Below are 15059 nucleotides of genomic sequence, written 5' to 3' on the forward strand. Positions count from 1 at the left end.
CCGCCCGCCCGCCCCTAGAAATCGGAGAACACACCACATGACAACGACGTCAGCGACGTCGACGCGCGGTGGAGCGCGCGTCCACGTCCAGCGCTTCGGCACCTTCCTCTCGGGAATGGTCATGCCGAACATCGCGGCCTTCATCGCCTGGGGCTTCATCACGGCCCTCTTCATCCAGACCGGATGGCTCCCGCTCCTCGGCATCGACGCCACCTGGGTCCAGCAGTTCGGCGGCTGGAGCACGGATCCCGACGTGGTCAACACCGGCCTCGTCGCCCCGATGATCACCTACCTCCTCCCGCTCCTCATCGCGAACACCGGCGGCCGCATGGTCTACGGCGCCCGCGGTGGCGTGGTCGGCACCATCGCGACCATGGGCGTCATCGTCGGCGCCGGCATCCCGATGTTCATCGGCGCCATGATCATGGGCCCGCTGTCGGCGTGGCTGATGAAGAAGGTCGACTCGATCTGGGACGGCAAGATCAAGCCCGGCTTCGAGATGCTGGTCAACAACTTCTCCGCCGGAATCCTCGGCCTCCTCCTCGCGCTCCTCGCCTTCGCGGGCGTCGCGCCGCTCGTGGTCGGCCTCTCGACCGCCCTCGGGGCGGGCGTGGAGTTCCTGGTCAACGCGGGTCTGCTCCCGCTGACCTCGCTCTTCATCGAGCCGGCGAAGATCCTCTTCCTGAACAACGCCATCAACCACGGCATCCTCACGCCGCTGGGCGTGCAGCAGGCGGAGGAGGCGGGCAAGTCCTACCTCTTCCTCCTCGAGGCCAACCCCGGCCCCGGCATGGGCGTGCTCCTGGCCTTCGCGTTCTTCGGCGTCGGCGCGGCCCGCGCCTCGGCTCCCGGCGCGGCGATCATCCACTTCATCGGCGGCATCCACGAGATCTACTTCCCGTACGTGCTGATGAAGCCGGCGCTGCTCGCGGCCGTCATCCTCGGCGGTGCGACCGGTGTCGCGACGAACGTCGCGTTCAACTCCGGCCTCCGCGCCCCCGCCTCGCCCGGCTCGATCATCGCGGTGCTCCTGCAGACCGCGAACGACAGCTTCCTCGGCGTCATCCTCTCGGTGATCCTCGCGACCGCCGTGTCGTTCCTGGTGGCCTCGGTCATCATCCGGTCCGGCCGCAAGCGCGACCTGGCCGCGGAGCAGGAGGGCGACGACAAGCTCGCCGCCGCCGTCGCCGCCAACGAGGCGAACAAGGGCAAGGAGAGCGCCGTCGGCTCGCTCATCAACGCCCGCGGCGCCAACGCTCCGCAGGACTCGGCCGGCGCCTCGACCGCGGGGGCCACGGCCACCGCGACCCAGGTCCGGAACATCGTCTTCGCCTGCGACGCCGGCATGGGCTCGTCCGCGATGGGCGCCTCGGTGCTGCGGAACAAGATGAAGAAGGCGGGCTTCGAGGACGTCACGGTCACCAACAAGGCGATCGCCGCTCTCGAGGACGACGTGGACCTGGTCATCACCCAGGCCGAGCTCACGGAGCGCGCCCGCCAGCGCACCCCGGGCGCGATCCACGTCTCCGTGGACAACTTCATGAACAGCCCGAAGTACGACGAGGTCGTCTCGCTGGTCGCGGAGCAGCACGCTAAGTAGTACGCCAACCATTCGGACGGAACCCGTAGGGTGCGACAGAGCGGACACGCTCCGCTCGCCCCTGCGGGTTCCCTCGCTGTCAGCACCTCCACGGAAGGACGCACCCCATGAGCGACGTGCTCACCATCGGACAGATCGACGCCTCCGGCACCGCCACCACGAAGGAGGCCGCCATCAAGGAGGCCGCCGACATGCTGGTCGGCGTCGGCGCGGTCACCCCCGCCTACTACGAGGCCATGCTCGCCCGCGAGGCGACCGTCTCGACCTACATGGGCAACCTGCTCGCCATCCCGCACGGCACCAACGACGCGAAGGACGAGATCCGCTCCTCCGCCCTCTCGTTCGTGCGCTATGCGCAGCCGATCGACTGGGACGGCAACGAGGTGCGCTTCGTCGTCGGCATCGCCGGCGTCGACAACGAGCACCTCGAGATCCTCTCCAAGATCGCGATCATCTTCTCGGAGGAGGACGAGGTGCAGAAGCTCCTCGACGCCCCGGACGCGCAGTCGCTCTACAGCCTGCTGGGCGAGGTCAACTCCTGATGCCCACCGCCGTCCACTTCGGCGCCGGCAACATCGGCCGCGGCTTCGTCGGCCTGATCCTGCACGGCGCCGGCTACGAGCTCGTCTTCGCCGACGTCAACTCCGAGCTGATCGGCCGCCTCGCCGCCGCCGACAGCTACGAGGTGCACGAGGTGGGGGAGGAGGCGGCCACGCACGTCGTCGACCGCTTCCGTGCGATCGACTCGGCCGCCGACGAGGAGGCTCTCGTCCGCGAGATCGCCGCCGCCGACATCGTCACCACGGCCGTCGGCCCGAACATTCTGCGCTTCGTCGCCCCCGTGATCGCGAAGGGCCTCGCGGCCCGCGACGAGTCGGCGCCGCGGCTGGCGGTCATGGCCTGCGAGAACGCGATCAACGCCACGCGCCTCCTGCAGACCGAGGTCGCCGCGAACCTCGGCGCGGACGAGTGGGAGCGCCTGCGCACCCGCGCCGTCTTCGCCGACACCGCGGTGGACCGCATCGTCCCGAACCAGGACCCGGGCCAGGGCCTGGACGTGACAGTGGAGAGCTTCTTCGAGTGGGTCGTCGACCGCACTCCGTTCGAGGGCACCGAGCCGGAGATCCCGGGCGCGACCTGGGTCGACGACCTCGAGCCCTTCATCGAGCGGAAGCTCTTCACGGTGAACACCGGCCACGCGACGGCCGCCTACACCGGCTTCGCGGCCGGAGCGCACAAGCTCTCCGACGCGCTGGCGATGCCCGAGGTGCACGACGCGGTCAAGGCCGCGCTCGAGGACACCAAGGCGCTCATCGTGGCCAAGCACGGCTTCAGCGACGAGGAGCAGCAGGCCTACCTCGAGAAGACGCTGAAGCGCTTCGCGAACCCGTACCTGACCGACACGGTCGACCGGGTGGGACGCCAGCCGCTGCGGAAGCTGTCGCGGCACGAGCGCTTCATCGGACCGGCGGCCGAGCTCGCCGACCGCGGGCGCACGCCGGAGGGCCTGCTCGCCGCGATCGGCGCCGCGCTGCGCTTCGACGTGCCCGAGGACCCCCAGAGCGTGGAGCTCCACGAGAAGCTGGCCGCGCTCAGCCCGGAGGAGTTCGTGGCGGAGGTCACCGGCCTCACGGCCGAGCATCCGCTCTTCGACCGGGTCGTGGCGGTCGTGCGCGGGTAGTCCCGTGGCCGCACGGCGGCGAACGACGACGAGATCCCCTGCTTCTCGCGGGGGACCTCGTCGTCGTCTGCGGCGGCTCGGGCGGAGCGCTAGAACAGCCGCCAGCGGGTGAGCGGCCAGGCCACGGCGAAGACGCGTCCGGTGACCCTGTCGATCGGCACGGTCTTCACGCACGTGTCGATCGGCCCGCCGGCGCCGCGGCACTCGCCGAGCGAGTCGTTGGAGTTCGACCGGTGGTCGCCCAGGACGAAGAGGGAGCCCTCGGGGACGGTGTACTCGTCGAAGCAGCGGAGGGACGCGGGGCTCGTCGTGCAGTCGAGGGTCCCGGCGGTGAAGGGGAAGTCCTCGAACACGTAGGACTCGTCCAGCGGCTTCCCGTCGACCAGCACGTGCCCCTCGGCGTCGCAGCAGGAGACGGTGTGGCCCCCCTCGGCGATCAGCCTCTTGACGAGGAACTCCTCGTGGGAGGGGCCGATGCTGGTGACGTCGCCGAAGGTCTTCACGATCTCGGAGAGGGGGCTGCCGGCCTCGTCGCTCGCGCCCCAGTCGGCGTCGCGCGAGAAGACGACGATCTGCCCCTCCTCCGGCCCGCCCTGGAGGGCGAGGGTGCGGTCGACCAGGATGCGGTCGCCGAAGAACCCGCCGCCCTGGAGGGTGTTCTCCATCGAGCCGGTCGGCACCGTGTACACCTTCACGAAGAAGGTCTGCACCAGGGCGATGACCGCGATCGCCGCCAGGATCGTCACCACCGGGTGCGAGTACCAGCTCCGCCTCGCGGTCGCTGACCTCGTCGTGCGCGCCATGTGCTCTCCCTCCGGCTCGACGGAGCCAGCCTAGGCGGCGGCGGACGCGGGGCCCGGCAGGGGGCGCGCGTCGGGCGCGGAGGCGGAGGAGGGGGCGACACGCCCGAGGTGGCGGAACGGCCGCGATTCGCGTAGCATCGACCCTTGGTGTTTTGCGCGTGCTCCGGCATGCCCGCGAACCCCGATCCGGGCTCTCGCCCGGTGGTGGCTCGTCGCGGAAACATTCGCACGACCAGTACACACACTACTTCCGAACGACAGTGAGGCTATGGCCAAAAAAGACGGTGTCATCGAAATCGAAGGTGCGGTTGTCGAGGCGCTCCCCAACGCGATGTTCCGCGTGGAGCTGACCAACGGACACAAAGTTCTCGCCCATATCTCGGGCAAGATGCGTCAGCACTACATCCGGATCCTCCCCGAGGACCGGGTGATCGTGGAGCTGAGCCCCTACGACCTGACCCGCGGCCGGATCGTCTACCGCTACAAGTAGGCGTTCGCTCCGCTGACGTTCGCGACGTGCGTGTCCTGTAAGGAACGGCCCCGGCATCCGCCGGGAGCACGACGCCAGCGAAAACAAGGACAAGAACAATGAAGGTCAACCCCAGCGTCAAGCGCATCTGCGACCACTGCAAGATCATCCGCCGCCACGGCAACGTGATGGTCATCTGCAGCAGCAACCCCCGCCACAAGCAGCGCCAGGGCTAGTCCCGCTGCTTCCGCGAGGGAGCGCAGGGGCGGCGTGCCGCCTCCACTGCACAACTGAACACACCCGCAGCACCAGAAATCGCGCAGCACCCCGGCGACCCCGGGGTGGACGGCGAGGACACCTTCGGTCGGAGGCCGAGGCACCGGTGCTGCTTCACACCTCCACTCACTCACAGGAGAAGCCACAATGGCACGTCTGGCAGGAGTAGACATCCCGCGCGAGAAGCGCGTGGAGGTCGCACTGACCTACATCTACGGTGTCGGCCGCACTCGCGCGCTCAAGACCCTGAGCGACACCGGGATCGACGGCAACATCCGCGTCAAGGACCTCAGCGACGACCAGCTCGTCTCGCTCCGCGACTACATCGAGGGCAACTACAAGGTGGAGGGCGACCTCCGCCGCGAGGTCGCCGCCGACATCCGCCGCAAGGTCGAGATCGGCTCGTACGAGGGCCTCCGCCACCGTCGCGGCCTCCCGGTCCGTGGACAGCGCACCAAGACGAACGCGCGCACCCGCAAGGGACCCAAGCGCACCGTCGCCGGCAAGAAGAAGGCCGGCCGCAAGTAACGCGGGCGACACGGACCTAGAGGAGATACAGAATTGGCTACCCCCAAGTCGGCCGCGCGCAAGCCGCGCCGCAAGGAGAAGAAGAACATCGCTGTGGGCCAGGCCCACATCAAGTCGACGTTCAACAACACCATCGTCTCGATCACCGACCCCTCCGGGGCCGTCATCAGCTGGGCCTCGTCCGGCGGAGTCGGCTTCAAGGGCTCGCGCAAGTCGACGCCGTTCGCCGCCCAGCTCGCCGCCGAGTCGGCCGCGCGCCAGGCTCAGGAGCACGGCATGAAGAAAGTGGACGTCTTCGTGAAGGGCCCCGGCTCGGGTCGTGAGACCGCGATCCGCTCGCTCCAGGCCGCAGGCCTCGAGGTCGGCTCGATCAACGACGTCACCCCGCAGGCGCACAACGGCTGCCGCCCGCCCAAGCGTCGTCGCGTCTAAGCAGCACTCGCAGCCGTCGGCCGGCCGCACGAACCGCCTCCGGGCGGGGAGTGCGGCCGGCCGACGGATCGCGCATTTCTTTCACAACTCCACACCTCGCAAACGCACGTGTCATATAGCGGACACGTGATCGAAAGGAATCATCAGTGCTTATCGCACAGCGTCCGACGCTCACCGAGGAGAACATCTCGGAGTTCCGTTCCCGCTTCGTCATCGAGCCCCTCGAGCCCGGCTTCGGCTACACGCTCGGCAACTCGCTGCGTCGCACCCTGCTGTCCTCCATCCCCGGCGCCGCTGTCACCAGCATCCGGATCGACGGAGTCCTGCACGAGTTCACGACCGTCCCGGGCGTCCGCGAGGACGTCACCGAGATCATCCTGAACATCAAGGGACTCGTCGTCTCCTCCGAGCACGACGAGCCGATCACCGCCTACCTGCGCAAGCAGGGAGCCGGCCAGGTCACCGCCGCGGACATCTCGGCTCCGGCCGGTGTCGAGATCCACAACCCGGAGCTCGTCATCGCCACGCTGAACGACAAGGCGAAGTTCGAGCTCGAGCTCACGATCGAGCGCGGCCGCGGCTACGTCTCGGCGACCCAGAACCGCAGCGAGTTCTCCGAGGCCGGCCAGATCCCGGTCGACTCGATCTACTCGCCCGTGCTGAAGGTCACCTACCGCGTCGAGGCCACCCGTGCCGGCGAGCGCACCGACTTCGACCGCCTGGTCGTGGACGTGGAGACGAAGGCCGCGATCTCGCCGCGCGACGCCATCGCCTCCGCCGGACGCACGCTGACCGAGCTGTTCGGTCTCGCCCGCGAGCTGAACAACGCGGCCGAGGGCATCGAGATCGGCCCCGCGCCGGTCGACGCGGTCCTCTCGACCGAGCTGTCCATGCCCATCGAGGACCTCGACCTCTCGGTGCGCAGCTACAACTGCCTCAAGCGCGAGGGCATCAACAACGTCAATGAGCTCGTCGCCCTCTCGGAGACGCAGCTCATGAACATCCGCAACTTCGGTCAGAAGTCGGTGGATGAGGTCAAGGAGAAGCTGACGGAGCTCGGCCTGTCGCTCAAGGACTCGGTCCCCGGGTTCGACGGCGCCCACTTCTACAGCTACGACGACGAGAGCATCTAGGTCCTCCGCTCCGGAGCCCCGGCTCCTCGCGTCCGACCTGCTGACACCCCTTTAGTACTGGAGTAAACCCATGCCCAAGCCCACCAAGGGCCCCCGCCTCGGAGGCGGACCCGCACACGAGCGCCTGCTGCTGGCGAACCTGGCCGCGGCCCTGTTCACGCACAAGAGCATCAAGACGACCGAGACCAAGGCCAAGCGCCTTCGTCCGCTCGCCGAGCGCCTGGTGACCTTCGCCAAGCGCGGCGACCTGCACGCCCGCCGTCGCGTCCTCGCGACGATCGGCGACAAGTCGGTCGTCCACGAGCTCTTCACCGAGATCGCTCCGCTCGTCGCCGAGCGCGAGGGCGGCTACACCCGCATCACCAAGATCGGCCCCCGCAAGGGAGACAACGCGCCCATGGCCGTGATCGAGCTCGTCCTCGAGCCCGTCACGCCCAAGGCGAAGAAGTCGCGCACCGCCACGGCGCCCGTGTCCGCTCCGGTGGACGAGGCCCCCGCCGAGGAGCCCACTGCCGAGGAGACCCCCGTCGAGGAGGCGCCCGTGCAGGACGCTCCCGTCGAGGACGCCGCGCAGGACGCTCCTGTCGAGGAGACCGGCGCGACCAAGTAGTCACGCCCCCTCTCCCGAGAGCCCTCCGTCCCCTCCGGGGCGGGGGGCTCTCGTCGTTCCACGGGGCCGAGTGGCGCGAATCGTCGCTTACGATGGCACGGCTGCGCTCGTCGGGTGCGGCCGCGTCACGACCGGCGCTCCCGGGGTCCGCCCCGACGATCCTCGGAGGACTCCTGTGCGACTGCGCTCCTCGGCCGCTGCGGCGCTCCTCGCCCTGGCACTCGCGGGCGGAGTGAGCGGCTGCGCCTCCGGCGAGGTGATCGACGTGCCGGAGTCGGCGGGTCTCGCGAGCACGACCCCCGTGCCGTCGGCCGCACCGACCGTGTCCTCCGTGCCCTCCGTGCCGTCGAGCGAGGGCGTGGACTGCGCGACCGCTCTCCCCGCCTCCCTGGTCGAGCAGGAGGCCGGCTCGACGGCGGGCACCGTGTCGATCACCGCCGCGGGAGACACGTGCTCCTACGCCGTCGACGGCGGCGACCCGGTCGTCGTGCTGACGCTGCACCGCGGGCCCCTCGTCGAGACCTTCACCGGTGCGGGCGAGGCGCTCGGCGCCGTGCCGGTCTCGCTGGGCACGGCCGCCTACTGGGTGCAGGGCATCGCCTCCGCTCCCTCCGAGCTGGCCGTGCTCGCAGGCGGCTGGGAGGCGCGGATCGTCTCCTCGGTCGGCGAGCAGTCGACGCTGGCCGGCTAGGCGGTCTCGGCACTGGCGGCCGTCGACGTCCCGCTCGCGGTCGCCTGAGCCGCGACCACGGCGCGCTCTAGACTCGTCTGATGCTCCACCGCGTCCGCCTCGACCTGGCCTACGACGGCTCGCACTTCTCCGGGTGGGCCAAGCAGCCCGGCCTCCGCACCGTGCAGGGGGTGCTCGAGGAGTCGCTCGCCCTGGTGCTGCGCTCCGAGCAGCACCCGACCGTGACGGTCGCCGGGCGCACCGACGTCGGCGTGCACGCCAGCGCCCAGGTCGCCCACGTCGACCTCACCCCCGAGCAGTGGGGCCGCATCAGCACCGGCCGGCGCCGACCGGGGGAGGAGCCGTTCCCGCCCGCGTCGATCCTGGAGCGGCGGCTCCGCGGGATCCTCGGGCAGTACACCGACGTCTCGGTGCACCGGGTGACGGAGGCGCCGGAGGGGTTCGACGCGCGGTTCTCGGCGCGCTGGCGGCGGTACGAGTACCGGCTGGCCGACGCCTCCTCGATGCGCCACCCGCTCGACCGCACGTACACCACCTGGATCACCGACTCCCTCGACCTCGACGCGATGTCGGCCGCGGCCCGCTCGCTCCTGGGCCTGCACGACTACGCGTCGTTCTGCCGTGCCCGCGTAGGGGCCACCACCATCCGGAGCCTGCTCGACTTCACCTGGGAGCGAGACGCCGACGGAGTCCTGCACGCCCACCTGCGCGCGGACGCCTTCTGCCACAGCATGGTGCGGGCCCTCGTGGGGGCGTGCGTCGCGGTCGGCGCCGGGAAGCTCGAGGCGGGGGCGGTCCCGCTGCTCCGGGACGCCGCCAGACGGACCAACGCGTTCGCGGTGATGCCGGCCCGCGGCCTCATCCTCCGCGAGGTCGACTACCCCGAGGACGACGCGCTCGCCGAGCGGGCCCTGCTCACCCGGGCGAAGCGCACCGTGCGGACCGAGGGGCCGGACCCGGAGGACTCGGAGTGAGGCGAGGGCGCGCGACCGCGCCCCGCGACCCGTGGCGGCTCGGGTCGCACCTCCCGCCGCCGGAGCCCCTGCCGCCACGATCCGTGCTTGGCCGCACGGGGGCTTTGCTGTAATGTCGACCCTTGGTGTTTTCGGCCGTGTGCCGAGCGCCCGAAGTTGAGCCCTCCACCGGATCGGTTCGGCCCCCTCGCGGGTCGAACGGCCACGGAGCGGGATCCACGAACACCTCACTCCGACCAGAAAGCAGCACTCACGTGACTCGCACTTTTTCTCCGAAGCCGGCTGACGTCCAGCACGACTGGATCGTCATCGACGCGTCCGACGTCGTGCTCGGCCGTCTCGCCACCCACGCCGCGGCGCTCCTGCGCGGCAAGCACAAGGCCACCTTCGCGCCGCACATGGACATGGGCGACTTCGTCATCATCGTCAACGCGGAGAAGGTCGCCCTCACCGGCCAGAAGCTCCTTCAGAAGAAGGCCTACCGCCACTCCGGCTACCCGGGCGGCCTCTCGGCCACCACGTACGCCGAGCTCCTCGAGAAGAACCCGGTCCGCGCCGTCGAGAAGGCCATCCGCGGCATGCTCCCCAAGAACTCCCTCGGGCGCGCCCAGCTGCGCAAGCTGAAGGTCTACACGGGATCCGAGCACCCCCACGCGGCCCAGCAGCCGCAGGCGTACGCCTTCACCCAGGTCGCCCAGTAGGCTCCGGCCCTCCCCGACACCCCAGACTTCGAAGACAAAGGATCACCTACACCGTGGCGAAGATCGCAGACCAGATCGACGTGGCTCCCGAGAGCTACTCCACCGAAAGCCCGGCCACCGAGGCGTCCACGACGCCCCGCGCCGTCCTCAACGTCTCCGGCGCAGCCGTGGGCCGACGCAAGCAGGCCATCGCCCGCGTGCGCCTCGTCCCCGGCAACGGCGGCATGACCGTCAACGCCCGCGAGTTCGCGGAGTACTTCCCCAACAAGCTGCACCAGCAGCTGATCACCGACCCCTTCAAGGTGCTCGACCTGATCGGCTCCTACGACGTGGTCGCCAAGATCACCGGCGGCGGCCCCTCCGGTCAGGCCGGCGCGCTGCGCCTCGCCATCGCCCGTGCACTCAACGAGATCGACCGCGAGAACAACCGCGCGATCCTGAAGAAGGCGGGCTTCCTGACCCGCGACGCCCGCGTCATCGAGCGCAAGAAGGCCGGTCTCAAGAAGGCCCGCAAGGCGTCCCAGTTCTCGAAGCGCTAGTCGACGCGGCCTGACGGCCGCACGACCAGCAGCTCGAGAAGGGACTGCGCACCATGCCGCGCCTGTTCGGAACAGACGGCGTCCGTGGCCTCGCGAATCGCGAGGTCACGGCCGACCTGGCTCTCGGCCTCGCCCAGGCGGCCGCCCGTGTACTCGGAGCGGCCGCCCGGGTCGAGGGCCGTCGGCCCGTCGCCGTGCTCGCCCGCGACCCCCGCATCTCCGGTCAGTTCATCGGAGCCGCGGTCGCGGCGGGTCTCGCGAGCGCGGGAGTCGACGTGCTCGACGCCGGCGTCATCCCGACGCCCGCCACCGCCTACCTCATCGCCGACGAGAACGCCGACTTCGGCGTGATGATCTCGGCCTCGCACAACCCCGCCGCCGACAACGGCATCAAGTTCTTCGCCGCCGGCGGACGCAAGCTCCCGGACGAGCTCGAGAACCGCATCGAAGCGGCCCTCGGAGTCCCCCCGCTCACGCCGACCGGAGCCGACGTCGGCCGCATCACCCGCTTCTCCGACGCGGAGGACCGCTACGTCCTCCACCTGCTCGGATCCCTCGAGGGCACCCGTCTCGACGGCCTGCACGTGGTCATCGACTGCGCGCACGGCGCCGCCGCCGGTATCTCGCCCCAGGTGTTCACCGACGCCGGAGCGACCGTCACCGTCATCGGCAACGACCCCGACGGCCTCAACATCAACGACGGAGTGGGCTCCACCCACCTCGACAACGTCGCCGACGCCGTCCGCGCAGCCGGCGCCGACATCGGCATCGCCCACGACGGCGACGCCGACCGCTGCCTCGCGGTGGACGCCCAGGGCCGCATCGTCGACGGCGACCAGATCATGGCGATCCTCGCGACAGCCATGGCCCGCCGCGGCGCCCTCCGCGACGACGTCCTCGTGGCCACCGTCATGAGCAACCTCGGCCTCAAGCTCGCCATGCGCGACGCCGGCATCCGCGTGATCGAGACCGCGGTCGGCGACCGCTACGTCCTCGAGGCGATGAACGACGGCGGCTACTCGCTCGGCGGGGAGCAGTCCGGCCACGTCATCATGAGCCGCTACGCCACCACCGGCGACGGCGTGCTCACCGGCCTCCAGCTCGCGGCCGAGATGGCCCGGACCGGACGCACGATCGCCGACCTGGCCGCCGTCATGTCCGTCTTCCCGCAGACCCTCCTCAACGTGCGCGGCGTCGACCGCGAGGGCGTCCGCGACGACGAGGTCATCGCCTCCGCCGTCGCCGACGCCACCGCCGAGCTCGGCAGCGACGGCCGTGTGCTCCTGCGCCCCTCCGGCACGGAGCCGATGGTGCGCGTCATGGTCGAGGCGAAGACGCAGGAGACGGCCGACCGCCTCGCCGAATCGCTCGCCGCGGTCGTGCTCGAGCGGCTGCGTTCTTAAGGAGCCGCTCCCTGCGCGGCTCCTCGCGGTCGGCTTGGGGAGGTGGTCGCGATGGGTGGAGCGGGGTGCGTTCGCCGCGGGTGAAGCGCTTGGCACGCGGCTGTGTTCGTTGCGGGGCCGCTCCCTGCGCAGCCCCTCGCGGTCGGCTTCGCGAGGTGGTTGCGATGGGTGGAGCGGGGCGCGTTCGCCGCGCGTGAATCGCTTGGCACGCGATTCCCGCCGACGGCTCGTGGGTGGTGCCGAGCCTGCACCGATCCTGCGGTGGAAGGGTTCGGTGAGGTCGGTGGCTGCGCGGTGCGCGCGGCGGCGAACAGCGACCGGGGGCGCGGTCAGATCTTGCGGAGGAGGACCGAGGAGACGGTGTGGTCGGCCTGCTTGCGGAGGACCAGGCTCGCGCGGGAGCGGGTGGGGCGCACGTTCTGCAGCAGGTTCGGCTCGTTGATCGCGGCCCAGATGCTCCGCGCGCGCTCACGGGCCTCGTCCGGACTGAGCGCCGCGTAGCGGTGGAAGTAGGAGTTCGGATTCGCGAACGCGCCCTGCTGCAGGGTGAGGAAGCGCTCCTCGTACCAGCGCGCGATGTCGCTGGTCCGGGCGTCGACGTAGACGGTGAAGTCGAACAGGTCGCTGACCGCCAGGCCGTGACCGGGCACCGGCGGCTGCAGCACGTTCAGGCCCTCGACGATCAGCACGTCCGGCCGCCGCACGACGATCTCGGCGTCGGGGACGATGTCGTAGGAGAGGTGCGAGTAGAACGGCGCGCGCACCTCCGCGGCCCCGCCCTTCACCTCCGAGACGAAGCGCAGCAGCGCCCGCCGGTCGTACGACTCGGGGAAGCCCTTGCGGCTCATCAGACCGCGGCGCTCCAGCTCGCGGTTGGGCAGCAGGAAGCCGTCGGTGGTCACCAGCTCGACGCGGGGCGTGTCCTCCCAGCGGGCGAGCAGCTCCCGCAGCAGGCGCGCGATCGTCGACTTGCCCACCGCGACCGACCCCGCGACGCCGATCACGAACGGAGTCGGCTGCGCGCGCTCCCCGAGGAACGTGCTCGTCGCGCGGTGCAGGTGCCGCGCGCCACCGGCGTACAGGCTCAGCAGGCGCGAGAGCGGCAGGTAGACCTCCGCGACCTCGGTGAGGCTCAGCCGGTCGCCCAGCCCCCGCAGCTGCACGACCTCGGTCTCCGACAGCGGCAGCTCCGTGGTGCGGGCGAGCTCGGCCCAGTCGGAGCGGACGATCTCGACGAAGGGGGAGGGGTGCGCGTCGCGTGCGGGATCGCGAGGAGACGACGGCATGGGGACCGATCCTAGCGTCCGCCCCGCCGGGTGCCCGACGCCGCGGGAGGCGCCTCCGCGCCGCTTAGAATCGAGCGCATGTGTGGAATCGTTGGATACGTCGGTGAGCGCGACAGCCTGGCCGTGCTGCTCGGGGGCCTGAAGCGTCTGGAGTACCGCGGCTACGACTCGGCCGGCGTGGCCGTGATCGACGCCGACGGGCAGCTCGACAGCCGCAAGCGCTCGGGCAAGCTCAGCGTCCTCGTCGACGACCTCGAAGCGCACCCGCTGGCCGAGGGCACCACGGGCATCGGCCACACCCGCTGGGCGACGCACGGCGGCCCGACCGACCGCAACGCCCACCCCCACCTCGCGGACGAGGGCAGGCTCGCCGTCATCCACAACGGCATCATCGAGAACTTCCAGCCGCTCAAGGAGCAGCTGCTCGCCGAGGGCGCCGTCTTCGAGAGCGAGACCGACACCGAGGTCGCCGCGCACCTGATCGCCCGCGAGTACCGCCGCACCGGCGACCTCGTGCTCGCCTTCCAGGCCGTCGTCGCGCACCTCGAGGGCGCGTTCACCCTGCTCGCCCTGCACCAGGACCAGCCCGGCGTGGTCGTCGGCGCGCGCCGCAACTCGCCGCTCGTGATCGGCCTGGGCGACGGGGAGAACTTCCTCGGCTCCGACGTCGCGGCGTTCGTCGAGTTCACCCGCCGCGCGGTCGCCATCGGCCAGGACCAGATCGTCACGATCACCCCGGAGCTCGTCACGGTGACCGACTTCTTCGGCAACCCCGTCGAGACCGAGCCGTTCGAGATCGCCTGGGACGCGTCGGCGTCCGAGAAGGGCGGCTGGTCGAGCTTCATGGCGAAGGAGATCACCGAGGGCCCCGAGGCCGTCGCGAACACGCTCCGCGGCCGCATCCACGAGGGCGCGATCACGCTGCCCGAGCTCGACGCGCTCGGTCCGGTGCTGACGGAGATCGACCGCATCACGATCATCGCCTGCGGCACGGCCGCCTACTCGGGCATGGTCGCCAAGTACGCGATCGAGAAATGGGCGCGCGTCCCCGTCGAGGTCGAGCTCAGCCACGAGTTCCGCTACCGCGACCCGGTGCTCACCCCGCGCACCCTCGTCGTCTCGATCAGCCAGTCCGGCGAGACGATGGACACGCTGATGGCGGTCAAGTACGCCCGCGAGCACGGCGCCAAGACGCTCTCGGTCTGCAACACCCAGGGCGCGACGATCCCACGCGAGTCGGACGCCGTGCTCTACACGCACGCGGGCCCGGAGGTGGCGGTCGCCTCGACCAAGGCCTTCGTCGCCCAGATCGCGGCGCTCTACCTCTTCGGGCTGCACCTGGCCGCGGTGCGCGGTGCCGCCTCCACCGAGCTCGTCGCCTCGCAGGCGGCTCAGCTCGCCGCGATCCCGGAGAAGCTCTCCCGCGTGCTCGACGCCTCCGACGACATCGCCCAGCTGGCCGGCTGGATGGCCGACACCCGTGCGGTGCTGTTCCTCGGCCGCCACGTCGGCTACCCGGTGGCGCTCGAGGGCGCGCTGAAGCTCAAGGAGCTCGCCTACATCCACGCCGAGGGCTTCGCGGCGGGCGAGCTCAAGCACGGCCCGATCGCACTGATCGAGCCTGGCCAGGTCGTCTTCGTGATCGTGCCGAGCCCGAGCGAGTCGTACGAGCTGCAGCGCAAGGTGATCTCGAACATCCAGGAGATCAAGGCCCGCGGCGCCCGCGTCATCGCGATCGCGGAGCAGGGCGACACGGCCGCGATCCAGATCGCCGACGAGGTCGTGCCGATCCCGCTCGCCGACCCGCTGTTCGAGCCGCTGCTCGCCGTCACCCCGTTGCAGATGTTCGCGATGGAGCTCGCCGCCGCCAAGGGCCTCGACGTCGACCAGCCGCGCAATCTCGCCAAGTCGGTCACGGTCGAGTGATCGAGCC

17 protein-coding genes are annotated in these 15059 nt (G+C 70.4%); 15 read left to right on the top strand and 2 right to left on the bottom strand.

Annotated features, from left to right (window positions below; all coding sequences use genetic code 11):
- Nucleotides 1–37 precede the first annotated feature (37 nt).
- From C5D09_RS12180 to C5D09_RS12190, 3 genes are all read left to right on the top strand, one after another.
- Nucleotides 38–1600, top strand: a complete 1563-nt coding sequence (locus C5D09_RS12180; protein ID WP_104269407.1) for a PTS mannitol transporter subunit IICB — start codon at nt 38–40, stop codon at nt 1598–1600.
- 107 nt (nt 1601–1707) lie between these two features.
- Nucleotides 1708–2142, top strand: a complete 435-nt coding sequence (locus C5D09_RS12185) for a PTS sugar transporter subunit IIA (RefSeq protein ID WP_104224996.1) — start codon at nt 1708–1710, stop codon at nt 2140–2142.
- Nucleotides 2142–3281 carry a mannitol-1-phosphate 5-dehydrogenase gene (locus C5D09_RS12190; RefSeq protein WP_104269408.1) on the top strand — a complete coding sequence of 380 codons (1140 nt, stop codon included), beginning with the start codon at nt 2142–2144 and terminating at the stop codon, nt 3279–3281. The genes C5D09_RS12185 and C5D09_RS12190 overlap by 1 nt, the downstream gene beginning before the upstream one ends.
- Nucleotides 3282–3370: 89 nt before the next feature.
- On the opposite strand, the gene lepB is transcribed toward C5D09_RS12190, so the two are convergent.
- Nucleotides 3371–4084 (bottom strand): signal peptidase I, encoded by a 714-nt coding sequence (gene lepB, locus C5D09_RS12195; protein ID WP_104269409.1) that lies wholly within the window; start codon nt 4082–4084, stop codon nt 3371–3373.
- A 268-nt stretch (nt 4085–4352) separates the two neighbouring features.
- Here lepB and infA point away from each other — a divergent pair, with 268 nt between their 5' ends.
- From infA to glmM, 11 genes are all read left to right on the top strand, one after another.
- Nucleotides 4353–4574 (top strand): translation initiation factor IF-1, encoded by a 222-nt coding sequence (infA, locus tag C5D09_RS12200; RefSeq protein WP_022883252.1) that lies wholly within the window; start codon nt 4353–4355, stop codon nt 4572–4574.
- Nucleotides 4575–4672: 98 nt separating this feature from the next.
- The gene (gene rpmJ / locus C5D09_RS12205) at nt 4673–4789 is read left to right on the top strand and encodes a 50S ribosomal protein L36 (protein WP_055787164.1); all 117 of its coding nucleotides are present in this window, start codon (nt 4673–4675) and stop codon (nt 4787–4789) included.
- A 187-nt stretch (nt 4790–4976) separates the two neighbouring features.
- On the top strand, nt 4977–5357 hold the full coding sequence (gene rpsM, locus C5D09_RS12210; protein ID WP_068251511.1) for a 30S ribosomal protein S13: 381 nt from the start codon (nt 4977–4979) through the stop codon (nt 5355–5357).
- Between the two features lie 33 nt (nt 5358–5390).
- Nucleotides 5391–5789: a 30S ribosomal protein S11 gene (gene rpsK, locus C5D09_RS12215; protein WP_055787170.1), complete on the top strand. Its 399-nt coding sequence runs from the start codon at nt 5391–5393 to the stop codon at nt 5787–5789.
- 146 nt (nt 5790–5935) lie between these two features.
- On the top strand, nt 5936–6922 hold the full coding sequence (locus tag C5D09_RS12220) for a DNA-directed RNA polymerase subunit alpha (RefSeq protein WP_104224999.1): 987 nt from the start codon (nt 5936–5938) through the stop codon (nt 6920–6922).
- A 70-nt stretch (nt 6923–6992) separates the two neighbouring features.
- A complete protein-coding gene (rplQ, locus tag C5D09_RS12225; protein WP_104251133.1) occupies nt 6993–7532 on the top strand; it encodes a 50S ribosomal protein L17 in 540 nt (179 codons plus the stop codon).
- Between the two features lie 175 nt (nt 7533–7707).
- Nucleotides 7708–8223: a hypothetical protein gene (locus tag C5D09_RS12230; RefSeq protein ID WP_104269410.1), complete on the top strand. Its 516-nt coding sequence runs from the start codon at nt 7708–7710 to the stop codon at nt 8221–8223.
- 80 nt (nt 8224–8303) lie between these two features.
- A complete protein-coding gene (locus tag C5D09_RS12235) occupies nt 8304–9197 on the top strand; it encodes a tRNA pseudouridine(38-40) synthase TruA (RefSeq protein WP_104261555.1) in 894 nt (297 codons plus the stop codon).
- Between the two features lie 254 nt (nt 9198–9451).
- The gene (rplM, locus tag C5D09_RS12240) at nt 9452–9898 is read left to right on the top strand and encodes a 50S ribosomal protein L13 (RefSeq protein ID WP_104225003.1); all 447 of its coding nucleotides are present in this window, start codon (nt 9452–9454) and stop codon (nt 9896–9898) included.
- A gap of 53 nt (nt 9899–9951) precedes the next feature.
- Entirely contained in the window at nt 9952–10437 is a 486-nt protein-coding gene (gene rpsI, locus C5D09_RS12245; protein WP_104225004.1) for a 30S ribosomal protein S9, read from the top strand.
- Between the two features lie 53 nt (nt 10438–10490).
- A complete protein-coding gene (gene glmM, locus C5D09_RS12250) occupies nt 10491–11840 on the top strand; it encodes a phosphoglucosamine mutase (protein ID WP_104269411.1) in 1350 nt (449 codons plus the stop codon).
- Between the two features lie 329 nt (nt 11841–12169).
- On the opposite strand, the gene coaA is transcribed toward glmM, so the two are convergent.
- Nucleotides 12170–13126 carry a type I pantothenate kinase gene (coaA, locus tag C5D09_RS12255; protein WP_104234153.1) on the bottom strand — a complete coding sequence of 319 codons (957 nt, stop codon included), beginning with the start codon at nt 13124–13126 and terminating at the stop codon, nt 12170–12172.
- 78 nt (nt 13127–13204) lie between these two features.
- Here coaA and glmS point away from each other — a divergent pair, with 78 nt between their 5' ends.
- A complete protein-coding gene (gene glmS / locus C5D09_RS12260; protein WP_104227413.1) occupies nt 13205–15052 on the top strand; it encodes a glutamine--fructose-6-phosphate transaminase (isomerizing) in 1848 nt (615 codons plus the stop codon).
- Nucleotides 15053–15059: the final 7 nt, after the last annotated feature.

The sequence above is a fragment of the Rathayibacter sp. AY1C9 genome (genome assembly GCF_002932315.1).
GTDB lineage: Bacteria > Actinomycetota > Actinomycetes > Actinomycetales > Microbacteriaceae > Rathayibacter.